Annotated in this window: 13 protein-coding genes; 8 read left to right on the top strand and 5 right to left on the bottom strand. The window is 47.4% G+C overall.

Features of this window, described 5'->3' with window-relative positions:
• Positions 1–6: 6 nt before the first annotated feature.
• Complete coding sequence (locus KWJ01_RS06095; RefSeq protein WP_224995541.1) at positions 7–3129, bottom strand: FG-GAP-like repeat-containing protein; 3123 nt, start codon at positions 3127–3129, stop codon at positions 7–9.
• Between the two features lie 503 nt (positions 3130–3632).
• On the opposite strand from KWJ01_RS06095, the gene KWJ01_RS06090 reads away from it, so the two are divergent.
• Entirely contained in the window at positions 3633–4877 is a 1245-nt protein-coding gene (locus KWJ01_RS06090) for a serine hydrolase (protein ID WP_224995540.1), read from the top strand.
• 122 nt (positions 4878–4999) lie between these two features.
• Here the strand turns inward: KWJ01_RS06090 and KWJ01_RS06085 are convergent, their stop codons facing one another.
• Both KWJ01_RS06085 and KWJ01_RS06080 read right to left on the bottom strand, forming a co-directional pair.
• Positions 5000–5890 (bottom strand): hypothetical protein, encoded by an 891-nt coding sequence (locus KWJ01_RS06085; protein ID WP_224995539.1) that lies wholly within the window; start codon positions 5888–5890, stop codon positions 5000–5002.
• A gap of 225 nt (positions 5891–6115) precedes the next feature.
• A complete protein-coding gene (locus tag KWJ01_RS06080; RefSeq protein ID WP_224995538.1) occupies positions 6116–6754 on the bottom strand; it encodes a hypothetical protein in 639 nt (212 codons plus the stop codon).
• 316 nt (positions 6755–7070) lie between these two features.
• Between KWJ01_RS06080 and KWJ01_RS06075 the strand changes: the two genes are divergently transcribed.
• A complete protein-coding gene (locus KWJ01_RS06075; RefSeq protein ID WP_224995537.1) occupies positions 7071–7583 on the top strand; it encodes a DUF4168 domain-containing protein in 513 nt (170 codons plus the stop codon).
• A 251-nt stretch (positions 7584–7834) separates the two neighbouring features.
• Here KWJ01_RS06075 and KWJ01_RS06070 read toward each other — a convergent pair whose 3' ends face one another.
• Entirely contained in the window at positions 7835–7981 is a 147-nt protein-coding gene (locus KWJ01_RS06070) for a hypothetical protein (RefSeq protein WP_224995536.1), read from the bottom strand.
• Positions 7982–8718: 737 nt separating this feature from the next.
• On the opposite strand from KWJ01_RS06070, the gene KWJ01_RS06065 reads away from it, so the two are divergent.
• From KWJ01_RS06065 to KWJ01_RS06050, 4 genes are all read left to right on the top strand, one after another.
• Positions 8719–11850, top strand: coding sequence for a TonB-dependent receptor (locus KWJ01_RS06065; RefSeq protein ID WP_224995535.1), 3132 nt, complete (start codon positions 8719–8721; stop codon positions 11848–11850).
• Between the two features lie 20 nt (positions 11851–11870).
• Positions 11871–13412 (top strand): RagB/SusD family nutrient uptake outer membrane protein, encoded by a 1542-nt coding sequence (locus KWJ01_RS06060; RefSeq protein ID WP_224995534.1) that lies wholly within the window; start codon positions 11871–11873, stop codon positions 13410–13412.
• Positions 13413–13808: 396 nt separating this feature from the next.
• Positions 13809–17318, top strand: coding sequence for a VCBS repeat-containing protein (locus KWJ01_RS06055; protein WP_224995533.1), 3510 nt, complete (start codon positions 13809–13811; stop codon positions 17316–17318).
• A gap of 186 nt (positions 17319–17504) precedes the next feature.
• Positions 17505–18923, top strand: a complete 1419-nt coding sequence (locus KWJ01_RS06050; protein WP_224995532.1) for a vanadium-dependent haloperoxidase — start codon at positions 17505–17507, stop codon at positions 18921–18923.
• A 2-nt stretch (positions 18924–18925) separates the two neighbouring features.
• Here KWJ01_RS06050 and KWJ01_RS06045 read toward each other — a convergent pair whose 3' ends face one another.
• Positions 18926–21823 carry a triple tyrosine motif-containing protein gene (locus KWJ01_RS06045; RefSeq protein WP_224995531.1) on the bottom strand — a complete coding sequence of 966 codons (2898 nt, stop codon included), beginning with the start codon at positions 21821–21823 and terminating at the stop codon, positions 18926–18928.
• Between the two features lie 351 nt (positions 21824–22174).
• Here KWJ01_RS06045 and KWJ01_RS06040 point away from each other — a divergent pair, with 351 nt between their 5' ends.
• Complete coding sequence (locus KWJ01_RS06040; protein WP_224995530.1) at positions 22175–25264, top strand: TonB-dependent receptor; 3090 nt, start codon at positions 22175–22177, stop codon at positions 25262–25264.
• Positions 25265–25269: 5 nt separating this feature from the next.
• The gene (locus KWJ01_RS06035; RefSeq protein WP_224995529.1) at positions 25270–26754 is read left to right on the top strand and encodes a RagB/SusD family nutrient uptake outer membrane protein; all 1485 of its coding nucleotides are present in this window, start codon (positions 25270–25272) and stop codon (positions 26752–26754) included.
• Positions 26755–26763: the final 9 nt, after the last annotated feature.

Raw genomic sequence — 26763 nt, 5'->3', positions numbered from 1 at the left:
GGCTTGTTATCTAAGTAATGTAATGCTGCCGGTACGCACAACTTTTTTGTACTGATCTTTAAAGATATAATAATATACTCCGGCAGGTAGGACCATTCCGCGCACATTGCCATCCCAGTTGTTGAGATAAGGCTTTGCTTCCAGAACGGATTGCCCCAGGCTATTCACGATCTGGAGGTTTAGATCAGGATATGCTTCGATGTTCGGTATATACCAAACGCCATCTGCCTGGGGTACAAATATTTTAGGAATATTTACCCTGAATTCTGAAGACACCTCAATGGTGATTTCTGCAGTAGCTGTGCAGCCCCCACTACTAGTGCTAGTTACAGTATAAGTGGTAGTGGTTTTGGGGCTTGCAACCGGGGAGCTGCTTGCTGGATCATCAAGGCTCTCGGCTGGCGACCACAGGTAATTAGTGCCACCGCTTGCACTAAGAGTGGCCGATTCACCCATGTTCAATACAGGTCTGTCTGTGGCAAGCTGCAGTTCCGGAAGCGGTAAACGTTGCAGATTAATTGAGCTGCTTACTGTACAGCCTGATACAGTGACTATATTTGCCTGGAGATTACCACCTTCGCGCACCCTAATGTTATTTCCCTGCTGCCCGTCAGACCACTGCACAGCCAGCACATCTCCCAGCACCCTTACACTTACTTCTTCTCCCTCGCAGAATTCTGTTAAGGAAGCCTCCAGGCTTACAGGCTCTGCTTCAACTAATTTAATGCTACGGTTAAAGCTTTTAGGGCAGCTAAATGCACTGCCATAGCCAATCTGCAGGTTTACTGTATATACAGTACCGGGGGTGCCATTGTAGGTATGCTGCGGGTTTATTTCAGTAGAGGTAGTACCATCACCAAAATCCCACAAAAATCGAACATCCTGATCTGCTGCATAGGTTGATGTATTGGAAAAAGCTACTGCCTGCCCTAAACATGCAACGGCAGCCGAGGTAAATGATGGTTCCGGTAGAGCTGCAGGCTGAAAGATAAAGGGCAGGCTTTCGCTGGTGCAACTGCCGGTTATGCCTGCTACTGCAGTGTAAGAACCTGCTTCTGAAACAGTGATTGTATTGTTGGTTTTACCTGGCAGCACTTTGCCATCTTTTTTCCACTGATAAGAAGCGTAGCTGTTGGGGATGCTTAGGGTAACCCCATCTCCGGTACAAACAGTGCCGGCTCCTGAAAAGCTTATAGTAGGAACTGTAGGAGAAACCACACTGGCAGGCCCGGGAGAATAAACCGTTGTTTCGCAGTCGCCAATGCTGATGTTTACCCAAACATTACCATTAAAACTTAGGTCGGCAGCTGGAATGGTTAGGGTGTTGGTAGTAGTGGTGGTGCTGTAGCCATTGGAATGATACCAGGTATAAGTGGCACCACTTACCGGGTTGTTTACCAGTAACACCATATCATCGCCGGCACAAATAGAATTTATTGAGGCAAGTGCGGGTGTGCCTGGAAAACCGGTGGTGGCGTTAACTGCAAAAGTAGATGATAAATCAACGCAGCCCGATGTATTGAGCGCAACGGTATAATCACCAGTTTGTGTAATGGCCAGAGATTCGCTGTTGCTGTTGTTTATTAAAGTACCGTTTCTGTACCAGGCATAAGTGGCAAAAGGAAACTTAGAAGTTGAAAGTCGTATGCCTGCCTCTGTGCATTTCTGCCTGATGGTGGCTAAGGGGCAGTTGGTGTTGCCCAGAATGTAAATATTATTATTCTCTATGTTGTTGTAAATAATATCTGGCCGGGAATCACCATTTAAATCTCCAATCTTTATGGCGGTGCTGTTACCGCTTGTGCCAATGCTTATTTCCTGAAAAGAGGGTGTTTCATTAAAACCCAGGTTTCGCAGAATGGTACATTTTGAGGTGTTTTGGTGGCTAACAGTAATATCAAGCAGCCCGTCTCCGTCTATATCTCCAAGTGCAAGATCCCAGGCTCCTGTATTTTGCAGGTTAACCTTGTGGGGGGCAGAAAACTGTATATCAGTTCCGTTACTTTTGTTAAGACTTACGACAAGCTGATTTGAAAAATTATCTGTTAGTGCTATGTCTGGCCTGTTATCTTTATTGAAATCGCCGACTTTCATTTCCAGAACCCCTGTTATTCCATTCACTATTGCCATTGGCTCCGTAAACAAAACATTTCCTGGAGTACTTTCATTTATCAGATAAAAGACCTTACCAATCAAATAATTTGCTGCAATCAGGTCTGGTTTGCTATCCTGGTTGAGATCCTGTATCTGAAGTCCATAAAGGTTTGCACCGGGCATGCTTAGTTGTACCGGGGTGGCCCCAAACGATACATTGGTGCTGACACTTTGATTGATAAATACATATAATTTGGCTGTAGTCTCGTCAGACACTACAATTTCTGGCTTGCCATCTCCATTTAAGTCTAAAACCTCCAGTCGTGTTGCACCATTAGTCGGAGTAGTAACGAAAGCGGGAGCGCTAAAGGAAAAGGATCCGGGGGTGCTATTATTTTTTAGTATAAACAGCAGGTTGCCTCCACCCTCAACACCGGTATAAATAAGCTCAGGGCGGCCATCACCATTCAAATCTGCTGCAGCTAGTCCTCTTGATGCGGCTGCAAGATTAATATTAGATGGACTGAAAGTGTAGGAGCCCTCTGCACTGGTGCTGCGATAAACTGTAATGCCTGGCGAGGCAGTTGCACTGTAGGCAATATCGCTTTTCCCATCGTTATCCAGATCAGCAACTACTAATTGTTTTAAACCTGATTTACCTGCCATGGGCGGCTGGGCAATCAGACGGGCCGGATCAAAGCTTTGCCCCTGATAGGAAACAATAAACTTATTACTTGAGTAGGCGGTAAGACCAACATTCAAGTTTGTGACAGAGATCGGTGCGTATGTAGCTGCGGCAGGAACACTTACCTGTATACTAGATTCTGTAGCAAAAATCACAGGGGCATTTACAGCACCAAACCTTACCTGAAGATTTGCCTGTGGAGCAAAATTACTGCCCTGAATAGTAACGGTCTCACCATAAGATGCAGAAGAAGGTGAGAAAGACAGAACAGTTGGTTTTTGTGCCCAGCACCAAATAACAGTAAAATAACAGACAGTACTGAAAGTAATTTTTAGATACGTGCTTCGCATAAATTGGCTGCTGCGGAGTTCTAACCCTCCTAAACTGGATGGGGAGAAGCGTAGATGTAAAGTACAGTAATAAAATTATAATTTTTAGGAGGAATAATCTCAAATTGTTACATGTTAATAAAGTAATAAAAAATTATATGTTACATAGCTTGGACGTCTTAAATAGCTTAAAACAGAAAATAAGCATGAGTTTTAATTTTAAACCTTACCTCTTGATGATCGCTGTTTTAGTTTGTTTCTTTTACTAAGAAGCCAATGCAACAATGCTTACTCTAAAGCATGAGTTTAGCTTCATTCTTCTCACCAAACATCTTGAAAAGCAGTATTTATGTTTTTTCAAACCTGAATAAAGTGAAGGCACAAATGCAGCAAGGGTTAGTTTGATACCCGCCATACTACCATACTATAGAATTAATAATACTTAAGCTTGGTAAATGTAAACAAGGTGATGAAACATACGTGTCTAAACTTTTTATCTTGTTGGCTGATTAATTGTACCAAGGATGGATTTAAGAGAATACAAGACCCTGCTAGGGCTGTTCCTGCTTGTTAGCCTGCTTTTTCAGAGTGAGAGCTACGCGCAGCGAAAGAGGGATAAGATTTACTACCCCGAGCCGGGCAATTGGGAGGTAAGAACCCCCGCAGCCATGGGTATGGATGAGGCCAGGCTGCAGTCTGCTATACAGTTTGCCAAAGAAAATGAAGCAAAGGCTCCCCGAAATCTCAAGGATGCGCATTACCAGAGCTTTGGTAAGGAGCCCTTTGGCGATGCCATTGGCCCATTTAAAGAAAGGGGAGAGCCGGCAGGGCTTGTTATCAAAGGCGGGTACATTGTAGCGCAGTGGGGTAATCCCGAAGAGGTAAACATGACCTACAGTGTGAGTAAAAGCTTTTTGTCTACAGTTGTTGGGCTGGCCTGGGACCAGGGGCTTATCCGGCAGCTTAATGATGCTGTGCATCCCTACATGGCACCCATTATTCCCTACACTCCGGTTTATAACGGTAACAAAGCCGATCAGCTGGAGCAATCAGAGGTGCTGGAGCTTTTTGCCACAGCACATAACAGAAAAATTAGCTGGAATCACCTGCTGCGCCAGACGAGCGACTGGGAAGGAACCCTCTGGGGCAAGCCCGACTGGGCCGACCGGCCGGAAGGTGAAGCCAGCACCTGGCGTAGCCGGGAGCGGCATGAGCCCGGTAGTGTTTACAAGTACAACGATGTGCGGGTAAATGTGCTGGCGCTTGCTGCTACCAATCTCTGGCGCAGGCCCCTGCCACTGGTGTTAAAAGAGCAGGTGATGGATCCTATTGGCGCCTCCCGCAGCTGGCGCTGGCTGGGCTATGAAAATTCCTGGATCATTCTGGATGGCCAGCCTGTGCAGGTGGTAAGTGGCGGAGCACACTGGGGCGGTGGCATGTTCATCAGTGCGTTGGATCAGGCACGTTTTGGCTACCTTACCCTGCGCAGCGGTAGGTGGAAGGATAAGCAGATCCTGTCAGAAGACTGGATCAGGCAGGCACTTACACCTACTGCTGCAAACACCGGCTATGGCTTTATGAATTACTTTCTGAATACAGATAAAAAGCTTTTTCCAAGTGCTCCTGAAACTGCCTTTGCCCATCTTGGTGCGGGTACCAACATGGTGTATGTAGATAGTGAGCATGACCTGATCATTGTAGCCCGCTGGATAGAAAATAAAGCACTTGATGGCCTGGTTGCACGAGTGCTGGAAAGCATAGCCAAGTAGACTGGTTTCGTACAGTGCCTGTATCCATTATTTACATTTAAATAAAACAGAGGCCCCGGCTCGTAAAGTGCCGGGGCCTCTGTATTGTCCTGTCTGAGTATCAATGATAATCAGATTACTTTCTAGTACTCATTATTTATTCCAGTACCGGTGTTATTGTTTATTCCGTTACCTGACCAGTTGTCGTAACCGGCATTGTCATACTCGTTGTTATCGAGGTAACCATCGCGGTTCGTATCCCAGGTATTAAAGGTACCTTCATTGAATTCGGTATCATTGATCGTACCATCCCTGTCGCGGTCCCATTCATTGTAAACACCTGTTTCGCTAATGCCGCTGTTAAATTCGTTTGTGTCTAACCTGTTGTCGCGGTTCTGATCCCAGGTAGAAAAGTTGTTACCGTACTGGGTTTCCCAGTAGGCATTGCCAGTGTTGTACTCATCGCTGCTTATATAACCATCACGGTCAGTATCCCAGCGATCATAGATACCCTGGTTAAATTCGTTTTGGGTTAACTGTCCCTGGCTGTTTTGCCAGTTCTGGTAGGTTGCATCATCCCTCATGCGGGTATCAAACTCATTACGGTCAATTCTGCTGTCGGCGTTGGCATCCCAGCTCTCGTATCCCATATCTGTATTAGATATGCGGTCTGTGGTGGTAGTATTGTATCCATCATTGGCTGTGCCGGTTGTGCCAACTGTACCCGTAGTTCCGGTGGTTCCGGCCGTACCTGTAGTCCCAGTGGTACCCGTAGTTCCGGTCGTACCTGTAGTTCCAGTGGTACCCGTAGTTTCAACAGTACCTGTTGTTCCAACTGTGCCTGTAGTACCAGTTGTACCAACTGTGCCAGTAGTGGTGCCTGTAGTAGGAGTGGTGCCTGAGGTATCAGCCATAGGTCTTTCTGCACAGGATGCTGCGCCAAATACCAGCAGAGAAGCAGCCATTACGCTACCTAATAAATTTTTAGGAGTCTGTAAGTTGTTCTTCTTTATATTATTATTTATCGATTTCATAGTTGTGTTATGTTTTATTCAACATTTATGTTTCACTAAGTATACGGCTGTAACAGAATGTGTTACAGTTTTATGTTATATTTTTAGTGGTATGCTGAAATTAAATAGTTCCCGCTGCAGAGCCTATGCCCCGGGCAGTTCTATAAGGAGTTTAGTTTAGGGACAAATAAAAAAAGCATCCCAAGCTTTCGCTCAAAATGCTTTCTCCTTCTTAAGGCGAGTTTTCTATTCGTCAACAGTCTCTCTGTTCATGCCAATGGCATTGTACTCATTATTGCTTAGGTAGCCATCGCTGTCTGCATCCCAGCGATCAAACATGCCATTGTTTACTTCGTCTCTGCTAAAGCGGGCGTCACCATCGGTATCCCAGTTGTTAAAAATGCCTTCCTGATCTGTTCCTGTGGTGAACTCATTGGTGTCCAGTACGTTATCCTTGTTCATGTCCCAGGCCTGAAAGTTATTGCCATACTCTCTTTCCCAGTCACCATTTAGCTCATTGTATTCATCTTCACTCAAAAAGCCATCGCGGTCTTCATCAAACTCATTGAAGTATCCGGTGTTCAGCTCATTACTGTTAAAATAGCTGTCGCCATCTGCATCCCATTCTTCATGGTAACCAGAATTTGCCAGGCTGTTATTAAATTCATCTCTGTCCCATCTGTCATCTGCATCTCCGTCAAATTCAGAAAAATAGTCAGTGTCGCGATTAGTTACCGTTTCTGTAGCGGCATAATCCTCTTCAAGGGCTGTTTCTTCTGTCTGTGCCGAATCTGAGCCACAGGATGCTGCGCCAAACATAATAAAAGAGGCTGTCAGGAAACTTCCTATCAGCTTAAGTGAAGTGGCTTTATTAGTTGTTTTCATGGTTGTTCCTTTATTTTCAACAATATTGCTTTAATATAATTATATATACGTTTCTCTTGAATAGTGTTGCAGATTATCCCCGTTCATTTACATTTTGCGGCCCCAGCTGGCTGGTTGAGCGCTATCAGGAACAGCCGCAGTATGCACCAGTGGCATTGGTATAGACAGATATCTGTGAACAACTTCTTCTTTTGCTGCTCCTTTATGTGGCATAAGCCGGCTTTACCATAACCAAACCTTTTTTAAATACTTGAGTAAAAGCAACTAACACCTTTTGCTAGGTGGATTGCCTATTTTTTATTCAAATTTTTTTTTTATGAATTATCAAGTAATGGGAAGTTTTGCAGGGAGGAAGTTTATATCAGTTTTATGCTTACTCTTATTGATGGCCGGTGCTGCCCTGGCACAAGTGCCGCAGACACAACCACAGCAGCAGCAGCCTGTTCGTGAAGACTTTAGCGATGCTGAATTAGAAAAGTTTGCAGATGTGTATGTGCAGGTGGTAGAAATTCAGCAGCAGAGTGAGGCAGAAATGCTCAAAGCAATTGAAGATGAAAACCTGGATATTAATCGTTTCAACGAAATACTGCAGGCGCAGCAACAAAGACAGGATGCTGGCGAAATAGATGCAACCGCAGATGAAATGGCTTCTTTCAACAATGCAGCCCAGAAAATAATGGGGGTTCAGCAGGAAACTGAAACTGAGATGAAGCAGGTAATCGAGCAGGATTTAGGTGTTGATACCTATCAGCAGATTATTGTTGCTTACCAGCAAAGCCCGGATGTACAGCAGAAAGTGAACGAACTACTCCAGAATAGGGTAGAATAGACCATTTACCCTGTTTACCAGATAAAGGAGGCCTTAGTGGTCTCCTTTTTTTGTGTTACTAATAAAATGCAGTTGCTAATCGCGGCATGCTGGACAGGCTCCACCTAAACTTTGGGTGTTGCGGGCAGATTTCAACCTGAAGGAAGGGCAGTTTTTACTGCGTGCTGTACCAACAGCGCTGGCAGGGGCTGTGTACATGCTTAAACATGGCAGCCTTAACGTTGCAAAACATTACAATCAGGTCTTTATTTTTATGATATCTCATCACAGGCAATGCCTTCGGGAATAAGGTCCTTCTCCGGTACTTCAAAAGCCTTTTGCAGGGTGCTGGCTTTTTGGGCAAAAGCCGTAAGTGCACATAGCACCAACCAAAAGAACAGTTGAGCAATTTTATACACTGTGTGGATTACTTAGTGGTTACAGGTATGGGTATTCTGTTTTGGCTTATTGCACCAGTTGCCTTTACAGGAGCCAAAAGAAATTTCAAACCGGTCAGACACAAGTCAATGCCTATGCTATGGGGCAGAAGGCTGGTCAGTAATAATATAAAGGAAAGCTGTAAAAGATATCTATGCTATCATGAATTGCCCGGAAAAAGAGAGTTGCAGATTGCGGTGCAGTAAAAAACGGCTCAGCCTTGCCAGCGGGAATAAATGAGATTTATACAACATGTAGCGCAAACGTTTGCGGTAAATACTTTCGTTTCCGTATGCTATTCTTCAATAACTATTTTCAAAAAAATAAGAAAAATTAAAGTAATCGTCAGTTCTGTTCCAACCATTGCCCCAAATCCTGTGTTTGTAGCTATAGGCTTGTGAGATTTTTCCATAAATGTTAAATTTATTTTTTCCGGTAACGATTGCTAAGAAAAGCCTGCTGAAATCCCAAAAAAGGGCTTTAACGTTTGTGGACTGTTCCTTTGGCCTTTCTTATTTTTTGAGTGCGGCTTTTTTCTGACGTATGATTTTGAAGCTGATGAGATTAAAATTTTTGTGTGGCAGTACTTAACTCTTTATATTGCGATCTTTGGTTATTTCTCCAATATCAGTATAATATTTTTTTCAATTTGCTTATTGGCAAATAACCATTAAACCAACCAAATTTTTTTTCAAATAAACCAACCAGTTCAAAGCTTATGAAGCTAAGATTACCTTTGTTCATTCTCTTGTTGCTTTGTGCTTTTGCCGTGCAGGCACAGGCGCAAACCGTAACAGGCAGGGTAACCGACATGCAGTCGGGAGAAGCCCTGCCAGGTGTAGCCGTACGGGTGCAAGGCACTACCCGGGGTGCTGTTACCGACCTCGATGGACTTTACTCCGTTGAGGCAGCAGGTACAGATGTGTTAACCTTCTCATTCGTGGGATACTTAGATGAAGAAGTGCCTGTAAATAATCGCAGCACTATTGATGTAAAACTCGGGCAAGATGTGGAAACCTTATCTGAGGTAGTAGTGGTAGGCTATGGTGAACAGCAGAAAAAGCTGGTGACCGGCGCCATCTCTTCTGTAAAGGCAGAAGAACTGAAAACGGTATCTACCGGCCGTATTGAGCAGGCCCTGCAGGGTAGAACTGCCGGTGTTAACGTAGTACCTGGTTCCGGAGCTCCGGGCAGCGGGGTATCTATCCGTATCCGTGGTATTGGTTCTAACACAAACAACGATCCGCTCTATGTAGTAGATGGTATTCGCGTGGCGAACATCAACTTCCTGGATCCTTCTGAGATTGCCTCTATGGACATTCTCAAAGATGCTGCCTCCACGGCTATTTATGGTTCTGCCGCCGCAAACGGTGTAGTAATTATCACTACTAAATCAGGCCGCAAAAACTCTTCCGAGATCACCTACAACGGGCAGTATGGTGTGCAGTCTGTAAGGCCTGACCTCATGCCAAGAATGAATGCCGCACAATACCAGCAGTGGCTGGAAGAATCAAATCCGAATCTTGAAGAAGGTGTTGCCAGGCCTGCCCCGGGCGATGTGGCCAATGCCCCTGGCACAGACTGGTTTGATGAGGTGTTTGAAAACGCACCACAGCAGCAGCATTCACTCACCTTTAGTGGTGGTGGCGAAAAATCTACCTACCTCATCAGTGGTAACTATTTCGATCAGCAAGGTGTGATTGGCGGTGACAGGGCCAGCTTCAGGCGTTTTACTGCCAGGTTAAACTCTACGCACGAAGTAAAACCATGGCTGAGACTGGGGGAAAACTTCTCCTACATCAACTCCGACCAGTCATCTATTGCTGAGAACTCAGAGTTTCGTTCTCCGCTAAGCAGTGCCATAGCCTATGACCCCTTCACCCCGGTAACCTACACTGGCAGTATTCCGCCGCATGTACAGTCACTTTTAGACCAGGGTTTACCGCTTCGCCGTGATGCAAATGGCAACCTCTTTGGTGTATCTCAGTACCTTACCGGTGAGTATGCAAACCCAATAGCTTATCTGGATATCTTTAATGGCGGTACCACCCGCAATGCCATTATAGGTACCGTTTTTGCAGATATTGAGCCTCTTGAAGGTCTTAAGTTTACCACCCGCTATGGTGTGGATGCATCTTTTGAAAGAACCCATACCTGGACGCCAAGGTACTATTTTACCTCTGAGGCTACCGCCAGCAGCTCAACTGCAAACGATAACAGGTTTGAGCGCTTTAACTGGCAGTGGGAAAACTTTGCCAGCTATCAGAAGCTGATTGGCGACCACAACTTTAATGTACTGGCTGGTATTTCTGCCATCCAGACAAGAACAGAGCTATTTGGCGCTAACTACAGCAACCTGTTCAGGGAAGAAGACCGCTTCTCTTATCCCGGCTCTACAGGTCGTGATAACGACGTGATTGTGGTAAACGGAGATGATAACAGCGGCTATGGACCAATGACTGAAAAAATAGCCTCTTACTTTGGCCGGGTAACTTACGACTACAAAGATAAGTACCTTTTAACTGCTACAGTAAGGCGCGATGGCTCTTCGAAACTACCTGCAGGTAACAGATGGCAAACTTTCCCCTCTGTTTCTGTAGGCTGGGTACTTTCTAATGAAGATTTTTACTCAGATAATATTGCCAATGTACTGAGCACCGTTAAGCTGCGTGCCAGCTGGGGCCAGAACGGTAACGAAAGATCTGTAAGAATTGGTGATTACCAGGCTGCAGTTTCATCTGCAGGTATCCGTTACCCGGGCATTGATGCTCCCGGTGCAACCTATTGGGTAGGTGTTGCGCCTACCAGCGTACCAAACTACGACTTAAGATGGGAAACCAGCGAGCAGATTGATATTGGCGCTGATATGAGTTTCCTCAACAACCGTGTAACCTTTGTGGTAGACTGGTATAATAAAAAGACCATTGACCTGCTGACAGAAGGTAGAGCACCAGGTTTTGTGGGAAATAACATTGCAAGGCTGAATGCCGGTACTGTAGAGAACAGGGGCTGGGAGTTTGAGTTAGCCTACCGTGCAAATGCTACCCAAGAATTCCAGTGGGAGATTTCTGCAAACCTTACTACCCTTAACAACGAGGTTACTTACCTGGATCCCACCTTCACCTTCCTTCCGGGAGCTACTGTAGGTTCTGGTCAGAGTGGTACCCGCTTTGAAGAAGGCCTGCCAATCTGGTACTTCAGGGCTTTTGAGACCGATGGTATTCTGCAAAACCAGGATGAGGTAAACCAATACCTGGAAACCATTCCTCAGGGTGGCTATTCCCCACAACCTGGCGATCCAAGGCTTGTGGATGTTACCGGTGATGGTGTAATCACTAACTCCGATATGACCTATGTAGGCGATCCGCATCCGGACTTACTATATGGTGCACGTGTAAACCTGTCTTACAAAGGATTCGACTTCCTGGCCTTCCTGCAAGGTTCACAGGGTAATGAAGTTATGATGGGCTTCCTGCGTACCGACCGTCCAACAGCTAACAAACCTGAATTCTTCTTCGAGGACCGCTGGACCGGCGAAGGCACTACCAACGACTGGTTCCGGGCTACCACTGGTGGCAGGGCCTATGAAAGTGATTTCATGGTGTTCGATGGCTCTTATGCCCGTGTTCGCCAGCTGCAACTTGGCTATACACTGCCTAGAAACCTGCTGCAACGCGGTGGCATCACCAATGCACGTGTGTATGTGTCGCTGGATAACTATTTTACCTTTACCAGCTATCCAGGCATGGACCCTGAAATTGGCGGTGACCTAGGTAACAGTATTGGTATCGACAGAGGTACCTACCCTATTCCAAGAAGAGCAGTGGTAGGTTTAAACTTTAGCTTCTAAGACTTAACGACGATTAAAGAATGAAAAATATACTAATAAGAAGTGCAATAATGGGTTGCTCCTTACTGTTTGCAACCAGTGCCTGCAACGACTTCCTCGATGAAGAAGTGCAGGGACAGCTCTCCGATGTTCAATTTTACCAGAACGAAGCAGATGCTTCACAGGCAGTAAGTGCCATTTATGATATGCTGATGCAGGATAACCCCGGCGGCGCCTGGACCAGCTTGTGGATGACTAAAGTTTTACCTTCTGACGAAGCCTATGCAGGTGGTGGTTCAACTACTGACCAGCAGCAGTACCAGGATCTGGATGATTTTAACTATGACGAGGCTAACACCGCCGTTATCGGTGCCTGGCGCAACCTGTATGCTACTATTTACAGGGCAAACCAGGTAATCAATAACATAAATCCGGAAGAATCTGAATTAATGAGGCGCTTTGTTGCAGAAGCCAAAACATTGCGGGCTTATTCCTATATGGAACTGGTTTCCCTCTGGGGGCCAGTGCCTATAGTACCAGGCCTGGTGGGTGCCTCAGAGTATGGCGAATATCCACGTATGTCAGAAGAAGAAGTCTATCAGCTGATAGAAGCGGATTTGACTGATGCCATTGCAGCTCTGCCTGTAAAAAGCAATTATGCTACCACTGAGCAGTGGCGGGTATCTAAAGGTACTGCCCAGGCATTACTGGGTAAAGCGCATCTGTATCAGCAGGAATACTCAGCCGCACTAACTCAGCTCGAAGCTGTGATCGGTTCCGGAGAGTATGGTCTGGAGCCATCGGTAGCCGAGGCGTTCTCTGTTGAGAATGAATTTGGCCAGGAGTCAGTATTTGAAGTTAGCTACACTACCCGTGAAAACTACACACAGGGTAATTTCCCATGGGGAAATAACGAGAGCTTTATCCACATTCAGCTGTCTGGACCAAGGGGTGATAACTACCGCCCTGCACCAAACGACTCGCTTATTGGCGGCTGGGGCTTTATGAACCCAACAGAAAAACTCTACGATGCAGTGGTAGAAACAGAGGAAGGTTCTGATGCCATGGAGCGCTACTGGTCAACCTTAATGACGGTAGAAGACCTGCAGGCACTGGGTGGTGACTGGGTTGGCCAAGCCCACGATTTTGAAGGCATCATCCGCAGAAAATACGGGACGTTTGTTACCGAAGCTGCCGGCTCTACCGAGCAGGTAAACTACGGTACCAACCTGCGTGTAATCCGTTATGCAGATGTACTGCTGATGGCTGCTGAAGCTCATTTGCTTGCACCTGACGGAAATCCTGCGCTGGCCCTCGAATATATTAACAGGGTGCGTGAAAGATCAGAGCTGGTGCCACTTACTGCTGTTGCCATAGAGGATATCGTTCGTGAGCGCTTTGTTGAGCTGGCTTTTGAAGGCCATCGCTTTCAGGACCTCTTACGATGGGATATGGCAGGTTTAGTGAGTATAGAGGATGCCCTGGGATCATTTGGCTTCAGGCCACGCTTCATGCACTTCCCGATTCCGGTTGAAGATGTACAGATTGCCGGTCTTGAGCAAAACCCGGGTTATGGTCAATAAATAGTTGCTAAGTTTAGTATAAGGTAAGGGTGGGGTTCTGCGGAGTCTCACCCTTTCTTTTTTACTATCAGCTTAAAAAGGAACTTCTGTTTCAGCCAGTTTTCAGCTTGGCTTGCATAAAAGGAGCGGGAGCGAAATAAGTGCGTTAAAGCCACAATGGGTGTTCACAGATACGGGGCTACAGCTATATAAAGGCTTGATCTTCTGTCATGCCAGGATATATTGCTCTGTTTTTTGTATCTTTCTGAATGGAACATGCCAATTTGTATTGCCGGGCCACTATTTCCGCAACTGCCTGGAAAAGGCTTACCCAAAGCGTAGCGGAAGCGGAACTGCCCGCTGCTTATATTTATTAAGTGTATACAAATCAGTAATTTACTTCCAGCCATCTTAACAATGATAAAATACAGCCTAGCAGTTAGCGAAGCGTTTTGGGGCGGAGCAGCAGGAGCACAGCCCTTGCAGAGGAGCTCGGGCCTGTTCCGTAGCCCTGTTCTGTTGTTGCTTGCTGCTGTACTGTCAATCATACTTTCCTCCTGCCAGGAGGGGCAACAGCAGCAGCCTGATGCCCTCTTCGTACAAAGAGACTCAACTGAAACCAATATTGGCTTTGTAAACTACCTGCCACAAAGGGAGGAACTCTCTATTGCAAATTACCACTACTACTACAATGGCGCAGGAGTGGCTGCAGGCGATGTAAACAACGATGGCCTGCCCGACCTGTACTTTGTTTCTAACCTGGGTAGCAACAAGCTTTACCTCAATACAGGCAGGCAGGAGGGCGGCAGCTTTAACTTCACAGATATTTCTGCAGCAGCAGGTGTAGCAGGAAAATCCGACTGGCAAACCGGCGTAAGCATGGCCGATGTGAATGGCGATGGCTGGCTGGATATTTATGTTTGTGCCGTCAGGGGCCACCAGGGCCTCGAAGGAAGCAATGAGCTCTATATCAACCAGGGCGCAAATGCAGCAGGAGAGGTAACCTTTAAAGAAGAAGCTGCAGCATGGGGCCTGGATTTCAGGGGCCACTCTACCCAGGCTGCCTTTTTTGATTATGATGCCGATGGCGATCTTGATCTCTACCTGCTCAACCACGGCGTGCGCAACCCATTTAACTATGGACAATCCTCCCTTCGTCATAAAACAGACAGCATGGCGGGCGATGCCCTGTACCGGAACCAGCTGATTAACCGGGGAGCGGGTAAGGATGCCGCCGCTGCCCCTAAGTTTACTGAGGTAAGCAAAGAGGCTGGCATTTACAGGGCACCTATTGGCTACGGCCTGGGGGTGGTGGTGGCCGATTTTAATAATGACGGCTGGGATGATATTTATGTAGGCAACGACTTTCATGAAGATGATTACTACTACATCAACCAGGGCGATGGTACCTTCAGGGAAAGCCTGCGGGAGCACTTCAGGCATGTGAGCCGCTTTACCATGGGCTGCGATGCGGCAGATGTGAACAACGACGGACTGCCCGACCTCATGAGCGTTGATATGTTTCCGGAAGATGAAACGGTGACCAAAGCAACTTTAGGGGAAGATTCCTATTCAAACATCCTGCATAAAACCAGCCTGGGCTATTACAACCAGTATACCCGCAACTGTCTGCAGCTTAATATGGCAGGGGCCGGCTTTTCCGATGTGGGTATCATGGCCGGGGTAGGTGCAACAGACTGGAGCTGGAGTACCCTGCTGGCCGACTTCGACAACGACGGGCATAAAGATATTTTCGTAGCCAACGGCATTGTTGGCAGGCAAAATGACCTTGATTTTATGAGGTTTATCTCCAATAAAGTGCAGTACCTCAACCCCAAGCCAGGAGAGAAAACCGTTCATGAACAGGTAATAGAAAAAATGCCCGCAGGCAGGGTGCACAACTATATTTTCAGGGGCAGCAGTGCGCTGGCATACGAGGATAAATCAGGGGAGTGGGGTTTCTCACAACCTTCTTTTTCTAATGGAGCCGTGTATACAGACCTGGATGGAGATGGCGACCTTGATCTTGTTACCAACAACATCAATGAGCCTGCAGGTATTCACGAGAACAGGAGCCGCGAGCGCTCCGGCAACAATTATCTGAAGCTAAAGCTGCAGGGAGAAGGCGCAAATACTTTTGGCGTTGGCGCAAAGGTATATGTAAAGCATGGGGGAGAAATGCAGTTTCAGCAGCTGATGCCTGCCCGTGGCTTTATGTCATCAGTGGAGCCGCTGCTGCTCTTTGGCCTTGGCAGCCACAGCATTATAGATACCCTGCTGGTGGTGTGGGGAAATGGAAAGGCAGAACTGAAAACGGCTTTAGAAGTAAATACTACCCTGCTGTTAAAGCAAGCGGAGGCTAAGGAAGATGCAGCCCCCTGGCTGCAGAAGCTATTTCCTGAACCTGATCCTCTTTTTGAAGCGCTTGCACCTGCGGCTATTCCTGACTATGTACACCAGGAAAACCAGTACATCGATTTTTACAAAGAATCCCTGATGCCCTTTCTGCTCTCTACCGAAGGGCCCAAAATAGCCGTAGGCGATGTAAATGCAGACGGACTGGATGATTTTTACGCAGGAGGTGCCAGTGGGCAAAGTGGTAAATTCTTTCTGCAGCAGGCCGGCGGTAGTTTTGTTTCTGTAGCTGAATCTGTATTTGCAGCAGATGCTGCCAGCGAAGATACCGATGCTGCTCTTTTTGATGCCGACGGCGATGGTAAGCTGGACCTCTATGTGGTTAGTGGCGGAAATGAGTGGAGCGGAGATGCAAAGCAGCTGCAGGACCGCCTTTACCTGGGCGATGGCAGGGGAGACTTCCGACTGGCAACGGGCGCCCTGCCATCCATCTACGAGAATGGCAGCTGCATCAGGCCTTTTGATTTTGATGGCGATGGCGACCAGGACCTGTTCCTGGGTACCAGGGTAAAAGGAGGCAGCTACGGAATAGCCCCCGATTCGTACCTGCTGCTAAACGATGGCAGGGGTAAGTTTACGGATGCTACAGACCGGCTGGCTCCAGGGCTAAGAAAAGCAGGCATGCTTACAGATGCCCGCTGGGTAGACTGGGATGGCGACAGACAAACAGACCTTGTGGTGGTAGGAGACTGGATGCCTGTAAAGCTGTATAAGAACAGCGGAGGCAAACTGGTAGAAGCCCAGGCCCCGGCGCAAACCAGTGGTTTCTGGCAAACCATACAGGCAGCAGATTTTGATGGCGATGGCGACATGGATTTTGTTGCCGGTAACATTGGCACCAACACCAAACTAAGGAAGGGAGCAGGAGCTACGCTGCAGCTCTATGTGAAGGATATTGATAGCAATGGAACACTGGAGCATATCATTGCCTACCCGGTAGCGGATAAATGGTACCCATTGGCCGGTAAAGACGAACTAGGCAAGCAGCTGCCCCTGATCAATAAAAAATTTAACGACTACCAAAGCTTTGCAGGCAAAACGCTGGAACAGGTTTTTGATAAAGGAGAGCTGGAAGGTGCCCAAAAGCTGGAGGTAAACTGTTTTGAATCGCTTTACCTGGAGAACCTGGGGGGAGGCAGTTTCCGCAAACATATACTGCCAGCACAGGCGCAGGTTTCCAAAATCTTTGCCCTGCACCTGGCAGATGTAGATGGAGACCAGCTGCCAGATGTGCTGCTGGGGGGTAACCTGCATGGTGTAAGCAGCTATCAGGGCCGCTACGATGCCAGCTACGGGCTGGTGCTGAAGGGAGTTGGTAAGGGCAGTTTTACGCCCATACTGCCTGCCAGTGCAGGCTTTGTATTGCAGGGAGAGGTACGGGATATTAAAACTCTTAAAACAGCTTCGGGAGAGCTGCTGTTGGTGGCCCGTAATAATGCACCCCTGCAGCTGTTCAAAACAACCAGGCCTGTTGCCCCGGAGCAGCTGATCAGCCTGCAGGCTGATCAGTAGTGTTTGAACGCTGATAATCAATCTATTGCTGCTTCGTTTACGCTGTGGCTATTTTAGGCATTTAGGATAACAGGCTGAATTAATTTGATTATATTTGATGATAGTACAATAGGAGCAATGAAATAGTAAAGCTGCCTTCAAACGATTGTGCTGCCTGAATGCATTTTTGTAACCTGTAAAGCAATCATGAAAAAAGAGATCAAAAAGCTGTTATCTGCTGCTCTATTCCTTTTTTGTTTGGCGGGCATGGTGGGTTGCAAAAAAGAGGCCGCTCCCGAGGTATATAATATGCAGGCCGCAGATCCTGCACTGTTGCACAGCTGTTCGCAGCAGCTCACCAATGTGATTGTACATGATATTTTTAAGCCTCCGGTTGCCAGCCGCATTTATGCCTATTCATTTCTGGCAGCGTACGAAGCCCTGCAGCCACAATCTGCCGAACATACAAGTCTGGCCGGGAAACTGAATGGTTTTACGGCCGTTCCTGCTCCGGAAGAAGGTAAGGTCTATTGCTACCCGCTTGCCAGTACTAAAGCTTTTATAGAGGTTGGCAAAGCTCTTACATTTAACATGGAGATGTGGGAAGACTTTGAGAAAGACTTTTATGCACAGTATGAAGGTATGGGCATTCCGGCAGATGTTTATGAAAGATCTTCCGCCTATGGCGAGCAGGTAGCCAAACACATACTGGCCTATGCCGGAGCAGATAATTATAAAATTACCCGGGGCTACCGCCATACCCTAACCCACAAAGCAGGCAGCTGGGTGCCAACACCTCCTACCTATGCCGAGGCCTGCGAACCCCGCTGGAACACCATCAGAACCTTTACCCTTGATTCTGCAGCACAGTTCGGGCCACCCCCACCAGCGGCTTATGACCTGGAAAAAGGCAGCGAGTTTTATAAGCTTGTACAGGAGGTATACCAGTTCGACAAAAATTTAACCGAAGAGCAAATGAACATAGCCTACTTCTGGGATGATAACCCTTTTGTTACCACCATTTTAGGCCATGCTGCTTTTGCAGAGAAAAAAATGACACCTCCGGGCCACTGGATTGAAATTACCAGAACAGTGGCACAGGACCAGCAGATCAGTATGCTCGATGCGGCAGAAGCTTATACCTTAGCTGCCATAGCACTTTACGATGGCTTTATAGCCTGCTGGGATGCAAAGTACAAAACCGACAGAATACGCCCCGTTACTGTTATCAACAGTACCCTCGATGGCGACTGGATGCCTTTCCTGGAGACTCCTGCATTTCCTGAGTATGTTAGCGGACACAGCACCATCTCTGCAGCAGCTGGTCGGGTGTTAACCCATAAGCTGGGCGAGGGAATAGCCTTTACCGATTCTACCGAGCATAAATGGGGCCATGGCGTTCGTTCCTTCAGCTCCTTTGAGCAGGCTTACTGGGAGGCTTCCATCAGCAGGGTTTATGGTGGTATCCACTTCCGTGATGGCGTAGAAGAGGGAACTTACCTGGGCGAACGTATAGGTGAGTGGGTGTGGGCCAAAACCAAAGGCGCTCCTGCCGATGTGTTAGCCAATAAGCCAAAACCATCTGCTTCCACTGCCACTGAACCCCTAAAGGCATCGGCAAAGTAATCTTAGAACTTCAGCATAAAGTCTGTCAGGTTTTCCTCACGGTTTAGCCCAAGCTTTTTACGGAGGCGGTAACGGCTTATTTCCACGCCACGCACCGAAATATTAAGCAGCTGGGCAATTTCCTTGGTGCTTAGGTTCAGGCGCAGATAGGTACACAGTTTTATTTCCTGCGGGCTAAGGCTGGGAAAGCTGCTGCGCAGACGGTTGGAGAAATCGCCATGCACCTGGTCGAAGTGGTACTGAAAGTGTTCCCAGTCAATATCCACATCAATTGTGCGTTCAATATCGCGTACAATCTTTTGCAGCTCATGCATTACCTCCCGGTTTGTAGATTTTTTGCTGATGCTGCTAAGGTTTTCCTTGATGTCGGTAATGAATTCATTCTTGGATATGATGCTCATGGTCTGGGTGGCAAGCTCCTTGTTCTTGTGCTCCACCTCGGCCATCAGTTTTTCATTACGCAGGCGGTTGATCTCTTCTTCAGATTTACGTGCAACCTCCTCCAGCTGTGTATCGCGGAGGCTGAGCTCCTCTTCCTGGCGGCGCACAATGTGATCTTTTTCTTTTTTGTGCCGCCTGTGCTGGAACTGCAGCATCAGCAACAGCATGGCACTGGCTAAAAATACATAGAGCGAATAAGCCCAGGCAGTGCGGTACCAGGGAGGCAGAATAGTGAGGGTGTAAAGCGCCTCCTGGCTTTGCTGTCCCAGGCTGTTCTGGCTGCGCACATGAAAGGTATACTTACCTTCCGGCAGGTTGGTGTATTCCTTTTCGCTTTGGTTAGTCCAGGCCGACCAGTTGCTTTCGTAGGGCTCCAGGTAGTACTGGTAACGCGGGCGGCTTAGGGCATCGTAGCTGGTGCTGGCAAAGGAAAATTTCAGTGAGTTTGCATTGTGGTTAAGTTCCGGGCTTTGTTTAAAACCTTTGCCGTGCCCGCCGTAGAGCAGCGAATCTCCGCCGCTTGTAGTTTGCACCGTGCGTAAAAGGGTTTTAAAACCTGCATTATCGGGTGCCTGCTCAAAAGGGTTGTAATGAATAAATCCTTCCTTAGCGCCCAGCAGCAGGCTATGATCACTTAGCACGGTCAGGTTCTGCAGGTCATCGTTCAGCAGGCCCAGCAGGCGGTTAAACTGGGCAGTTTCCTTTACGTAGCCTTTTATGGGATCCTTGCGCAGTACACCAATCTCTTTGCTGCTCACATAGTAGATGTTGCCAAAGGCATCGTCTTTCATGATCTCCACATGGTTGTCGGCACCCAGCAGGCTGGTAAACTTTTCATCCAGCACAAAACGATCAGTAGTGGGGTTGTAACGGTATATGCCTGTTTCTGCAGGGAAAACAAGGTCATTTTCGATACGGTACACATTAATGCGGTTGTTGGAGGGAAAGCCGTGCGACGTATTATAATGTTTGGCAGATAAGATACTATCAGCATTGGCAGACAGGCGAATGTTGTAGGCTCCTTTGTATCCATGCACCATCCAGATGCTGCCGTCGGCAGCCTGCTCCATCAGGCGGGCAGATTCCTCCAGCCCTTTAAGCGGTTTCAGATATTTCCAGCTGTCTGTGGAAGCTACTTTATCAAAGAGTGTAAGCCCGTTATAGGTACCTCCCACAAGCTTATCGGGGGCTTGCCGCAGGGGCTTGAACATCCAGAAGCCAGTGGTTTTAAAAAGGGGCTCCGCCTTTTGTTTACCAATGCGAAAGGCGCCGTTGTGGTGGCCCATCAGCACGTGGTTACCCAACTGTGTAATGCTATAAACCTGGCCCCTTGTGCCGGGTACCAGCTCGGGGCTGGCATGGTTGGAGTCCAGCCGGTACAAACCATTGTTGGTGCCCAGGTAGAGGGTATCCTGGTGCAGCAGGGCTGTATAGCCGGTGCCGGGCAAACCGGCCTGTTCGTTTAGCAGGCGAAAGGGGGCGCTAAGCTCTACAAAGGCAATACCATTGTTCATGCCCACCCACAGGTTGCTGTTAACATCCTGGAAAAGGCTTAAAACCGTACGGTTGTTAAAGCCCCTTTCTTTTGTTAGCTGCTGTTGGAGCACACCATTGCGGTCGGTAATAACAAGGCCTTCGCTTTGGGTGCCAAAGGCAAAATGCCCATTCTTCAGTAAAAGTGCATCATTGATGATAGCGGGTTCCAGCAGGCTGGCAGCGGGAGTCTGCCAGCGCTCCAGCTTATGGCCATCGTAGAGGTAAATGCCATCCTGAAAGGTAGTGATCAGGACCTGCTGCTGGTTGTAGGGAATAATGGCAGAAATGCTGCTATGGGCCAGCGCTTCAGTATCTGGCAAAGGTTCGAGTTTATCGCCCTTATACTGCATAAGGCCAACACCTTTCAGCAGCACATACAGGCGATGGTTTACATAAAAAGAGGGTTCCAGGGGCGCCTGTGGGTCCAGCACTTTCCAGAGTTTATCGTTCTGAAAAACAAAAATGTGGCGAAAGGTGCAGAAATAGGCTTTGTTTCCATCCAGGAACACCCGCCAGGTCTCATCAAAATTGCGCTTACTGGCTGGCAGGCTGTCGGCCAGGGAGGTAAACTGCAGCGACCCCTGTGCATTTGGGGCAAAGTAGCCAAAGTCGCCCTGGCTGCCTACATATACTTTATCGTCGGCACTGATGGTAAGGCAGCGTACTTTGGTGCCGCTGGGCGCTCCATAGTTGCGCCAGAGGTTGCCATCGTACTCCAGCAGGCCAAAGTTGTTGGCCACGTAAATAAGCCCGCGGGAATCCTGTGCAATCTGCCAGTTTTGTATACCTGCACCGTAATCTACCGTTCCGAAGTTTTTCACCAGGGGAATACCCTTTTGTGCCATTACCGGTGCAGCCTGGAGCAGCAGCAGCAAGCCATAAAAAAGCCTGGTAAAGTACATTTTAGGATTATAATTCACCATATCATCGAAAACGATTGCTAAACTAAATATAAGTTAAAACATCCTGGGCTTGAAATGAAATGTTTTTTTGTTCCATGTAGTAGCAGCCAGGACAAATTTAATTTTAAAAATAGGGTTTGGGAAGAATAGAGGCCAATTTGTGAGGTGATGATGTAGTAATGATGTAGTACTTTTTTTCATGTGTAGTAGTAGTGATGTAGTCTTTTTATTGGAAAGAAGGGCTATCACAGGTTTACTTGCACTAAGTGTTGCAAACGATTGCAAGCAGAAAGTTTTTCAGGCGAAAAAATAACCTGCAGCAAAAATGATCTGCTCATCAACCAACCACAAAACTCAAACAAAGTAAAGCGTATGAAGCTAAAATTACCCTTGTTCATCCTGTTTCTTGGGCTGGCCTTTGCCTTGCAAGGCCAGGCACAGATGGTTACCGGTTCGGTAACCGACCAGGCTACAGGAGAATCTTTGCCCGGCGTAGCTGTCAGGGTAAAAGGTACAACCCGAGGCGCCGTTACTGACCTGGACGGTGTCTATAATGTGCAGGCTGCGGGTCGCGATACCCTGCAGTTTTCTTTTGTAGGTTATATCATGGAAGAAGTTCCTGTTGCAAACCGTACAAGCATCAACATTCAGCTTTCGCCAGATGTTGAAACCCTGTCAGAGGTGGTAGTTGTCGGTTATGGCACCACCACTAAGAAAGAATTAACAGGAGCAGTATCGGTTGTTGATGCCGAGGCTATTCAGGGCTTAAACCCGGTAAGGATAGAGCAGGCACTGCAGGGGCAGGTTGCAGGTGTTAATATTTCTTCTGCTTCAGGTTCTCCGGGAGGTGCCCTTAACATACGTATCAGGGGGCTCTCTACCAACGGGAATAACAACCCACTGGTGCTGGTAGATGGTATCCCTTATTCTACAGATGGATTAAACGCGTTAAACCCTGCCGACATTGAATCTGTAAACGTACTGAAAGATGCTACTGCGGGTATATATGGTGTGCAGGCGGCCAATGGTGTAATCATCATTACCACAAAAAAAGGAAGAAAAAATTCTAAACCTTCCTTCGGCTTCGATGGCTACTACGGTGTGCAGTCAACTACAAAAAGGCTCGACCTGCTCAATGCCAGAGAATTTGCCATTCTTAAAAACGAAGCATTTGGTGCCGCCAATCAAACACTGCCTTTCACAAATACAGAACTGGGTGTAGGTACCAACTGGCAGGATGAGGTTTTCCAGACCGCACCTATCCAGAACTACAACTTTAATGTAAATGGTGGATCAGAAAAGAGCACCTATTCTATAGGCGCCTCCTACCTGGATCAGGAAGGTATTATTGGTGGCGATAAATCCGGGTTCAGACGTTACAATGCCCGCATCAACTACATTACAGAGCTGGCACCCCGGGTAAACCTTGAGAATATCCTGCTCTATACCAACGAAAACAGGAAAACCCTGGCAGAAAATGGTATAGGCTCTGTGCTTTACAATACCATCAATGCTTCTCCGCTTGATGAGGTTTATACCGGTAACCGCTATACCTACCTGCAAAACTTCAGCGATATTATTAACCCGCTGGCGCAGATTGCCAATACCTTTAATGATAACAGAACAAATAAAATAGTAGGTAAGCAGGAGCTTAGCTACGAAATCAACGACAACTTTACCGTAACAGGCCGTGCTGGTTATAATTACGCAATCGTTGATTACAAAGGCTTTTCTCCGCTGGTGTTCTATGGTCCTGGTAAGGCTCAGAACACTGCATCTAACGAGGCTTTAGATCCTTTCGAAAATGACCTCAATGGTGTTCTGACCCCAGTTCCAAATAATGTGACCGAGTCCAGAACTGTGTATTTCAACTACAACCTCGAGGCTTTCCTGAACTACGAGAGAACCTTCGATGATGTACACAAAGTTAAAGCAACCCTTGGTACCTCAATATTTGCAGACAGGGGTAGCCACCTTTCCGGTACAGCCTATGATATCCCATACAACTCCTGGGAGTATGCCGATATATCTATGGCGAACGGTACCAACCTACGCAACAGCACTACCTCCTGGCAGGATAGAAGCAGGTTACAGTCTTATTTTGTAAGAGCTGAATATGGTTACCAGGAAAAGTATCAGCTATCGGCTATATTAAGGAGAGACGCTTCTACCAGGTTTGGTGCTAACAACCGCTTTGGTTACTTCCCAACAGCCTCTGCTGCCTGGGTAATATCAGATGAGTCGTTCTTCAACATAAATGCCATAGAATTCCTGAAGTTAAGAGCCAGTTATGGTGTATCAGGTAATGATAAAATTGTTAACAACTGGCCCTACAGGGGGCTTCTGAATGGCGAAGCGGTATATGCCTTTAACGATAACCTGGTGAATGGCAGGGCTATTGGTACCCTTGGCAATGATGACCTTCGCTGGGAGCAGACAAGTCAGGCTAACATAGGTCTGGATTTTAACTTCCTGAAGGGCAGACTGGATATCAGCACCGACTATTACATTAAGAATACCAAAGATTTGCTGCTTCAGCCAGAGGTTTCGGGTGTGCTTGGTTCCTATGGTCCTGGTGGTGCGCCACCATATGTTAACGCCGGTAGTATTAGAAACAATGGTTTCGAGTTTCTGATAAGCTACAGGGATCAGCTTAGCGATGACTTTGGTTTCAACATCAGCTATAACTTAACCACTATCAATAACGAAGTTACAGGTTTGGCCGAGGGTGTAGACTTTCTGCAATTTGCTTCCTTTGGTGTAGGTGGCGGTAATGCCACAAGAATGGAAGTTGGTTACCCAATTGGTTACTTCTTTGGCTACGAAACCGAAGGAGTTTACCAGAATGCTGAAGAAATTGCAGCAAGAGGTGTTACCCAGGCAGGTGCAGTGCCAGGTGACTTCCGCTATGTAGACCAGGATGGCGACGGTGTTATCAGTTTTGGCAACAACAACGACAGAACTTTCCTGGGATCTGCCATTCCCGATGTAACCATGGGCCTTAACCTGGGTGTTAACTTCTGGGGTGTTGATTTCTCTGCCAATATCTTTGGCTCATTCGGCAACGAAATTCTTAGAAACTACGAGCGCCAGCAGCCACTGGCAAACGTGCAAACCTATAGAATTGGCCGCTGGACAGGTGAAGGATCTACCAACGAGCAGCCCCGCCTCACCACCGCAGCCAACAATAATGCCGTGATTTCAGATTTCTTCGTGGAAGATGGTTCTTTCATCAGAGCGAAAAATGTGCAGCTTGGCTACACACTGCCAGGCACCCTGATCGACCGTATTGGGCTGAAGCGTTTCAGAATCTATGTTTCAGCAAATAACCTCTTTACGTTTACAGGTTACAGAGGCTACGATCCTGATTTCTCATCAGGAAATCCTACCGCTGCAGGCATAGACTATGGTGCCTATCCTCAGGCCCGTATCATCATGGGTGGCTTCAACATTAACTTTTAATGAAAATGAATAAGTTTTATAAAACACTGTCGATCCTTTTTGCCGGCATGATCTTATCTGTTGGTTGTGAGGATTTTACTGATATAGACCCGGAATTCGCCCAGGATGCTGATAGCTATTTTAATGCTCCTGCGGATTACGAACAGGCGCTTGTTGGCGCTTACGACCTGCTGCAAACTTCTTACTTAAGCCTTTGGATAGGAGAGATTGCTTCTGATAACGCAATAGCAGGTGGCGAAAGTGTTACAGACAGCGAAGGTCTGCACCAGATCGATGCCATGACGCATGGTGGTGTAAACAATGAACTGCGCAGCATTTTCCGCTGGAACTATGCCGGTGTTACCCGTGCCAATTACATTTTCGAAAACAAGGACAACATTGATTTCGAAGGTAAGGATGAAATACTTGCTCAGGCTGCCTTTTTGCGTGCCTACTACTACTTTGAGCTGGTAAAGTTTTTTGGCGCTGTTCCCCTGGTAATAGACCGCAGGCTTAGCCCCGATGAGCTGGCCTCTGTTCCCAGATCACCGGCTACTGAAGTATATGCGCAGATTGAGGAAGACCTGACTTATGCCGCTGGCATCCTGGACTGGACTGCTGAACAAAAAGGCAGGATTACCAAAGGTGCTGCCCTTGCTTTACTGGGTAAAGCACATCTGTACCAGAATGAGTTTGCCGAGGCTGCTACTGTGCTTGACCGCGTGATTAACGAAGGTCCATATGCTCTGTTCCAGGGCGACTACAACGGGATCTTCAGGGTAGTGAACGAAGGCAACCCTGAGGTGGTGTTTGATGTGCAGTACACTGGTATTGAGGGTGGTAGCTACGACTGTTTTGTTTGCCTCGAAGGCTTTGCTGCCGTTGGTTTCCATAGCATCAGGGGGTATAACGGCCCTATCTATTCAGATGGTAACAGCTACAACCTGCCCACACAGGAGCTGGTTGATGCATTCGAAGCCGGCGACCCGCGTTTGGAGGGAGCTATTCTTGATATTGAAGCATTTATTGCTGCCAATCCTGATGTTGAGATCACCTATGCTGAAGGTGGCGGGGGCCATACCGGCTACTATAATAACAAGTATAGCAAAAGGCTGGATGAGCTTGGTCCGCCAGATACAGACTTAACGAGTCCTGTTAACCACATTGTTATTCGTTATGCCGATGTGTTATTGATGGCTGCCGAGGCACATGCCAGAAAAGCCAATCCTAATGAGGAGCAGGCCAGGCAATACCTGAACCAGGTACGTGAGCGGGTGGATCTGGAGCCTGTAAATGCATCAGGAGAAGCACTGCTGAATGCCATTTACCAGGAGCGCCGTGTTGAGCTGGCAGGTGAAGGCCACCGCTTTTTTGATCTGGTTCGCACTGGCCGTGCTGCCCAGGAAATTGATGGTTTCCAGACTGGCAGACATGAGCTGTTTCCTATTCCACAGGCAGAAATTGACCTGGCCAGAGCAGGATGGCAGCAAAACCCTGGTTATAACAACTAACTCTTAACC

The organism is Cesiribacter sp. SM1 (assembly GCF_020178975.1).
Lineage (GTDB): Bacteria > Bacteroidota > Bacteroidia > Cytophagales > Cyclobacteriaceae > Cesiribacter.
The sequence above is the reverse complement of the archived record's forward strand: the minus strand, read 5'-3'. Positions and strand labels throughout refer to the sequence as shown.

Excerpts from the sequence above, each read along its gene's own strand:
- KWJ01_RS06055 (WP_224995533.1), top strand. The coding sequence starts at position 13,809 with ATGATAAAATACAGCCTAGCAGTTAGCGAAGCGTTTTGGGGCGGAGCA.
- KWJ01_RS06040 (WP_224995530.1), top strand. The coding sequence starts at position 22,175 with ATGAAGCTAAAATTACCCTTGTTCATCCTGTTTCTTGGGCTGGCCTTT.
- KWJ01_RS06065 (WP_224995535.1), top strand. The coding sequence starts at position 8,719 with ATGAAGCTAAGATTACCTTTGTTCATTCTCTTGTTGCTTTGTGCTTTT.
- KWJ01_RS06095 (WP_224995541.1), bottom strand. The coding sequence starts at position 3,129 with ATGCGAAGCACGTATCTAAAAATTACTTTCAGTACTGTCTGTTATTTT.
- KWJ01_RS06090 (WP_224995540.1), top strand. The coding sequence starts at position 3,633 with ATGGATTTAAGAGAATACAAGACCCTGCTAGGGCTGTTCCTGCTTGTT.
- KWJ01_RS06050 (WP_224995532.1), top strand. The coding sequence starts at position 17,505 with ATGAAAAAAGAGATCAAAAAGCTGTTATCTGCTGCTCTATTCCTTTTT.
- KWJ01_RS06075 (WP_224995537.1), top strand. The coding sequence starts at position 7,071 with ATGAATTATCAAGTAATGGGAAGTTTTGCAGGGAGGAAGTTTATATCA.
- KWJ01_RS06080 (WP_224995538.1), bottom strand. The coding sequence starts at position 6,754 with ATGAAAACAACTAATAAAGCCACTTCACTTAAGCTGATAGGAAGTTTC.
- KWJ01_RS06035 (WP_224995529.1), top strand. The coding sequence starts at position 25,270 with ATGAATAAGTTTTATAAAACACTGTCGATCCTTTTTGCCGGCATGATC.
- KWJ01_RS06045 (WP_224995531.1), bottom strand. The coding sequence starts at position 21,823 with ATGGTGAATTATAATCCTAAAATGTACTTTACCAGGCTTTTTTATGGC.
- KWJ01_RS06085 (WP_224995539.1), bottom strand. The coding sequence starts at position 5,890 with ATGAAATCGATAAATAATAATATAAAGAAGAACAACTTACAGACTCCT.
- KWJ01_RS06060 (WP_224995534.1), top strand. The coding sequence starts at position 11,871 with ATGAAAAATATACTAATAAGAAGTGCAATAATGGGTTGCTCCTTACTG.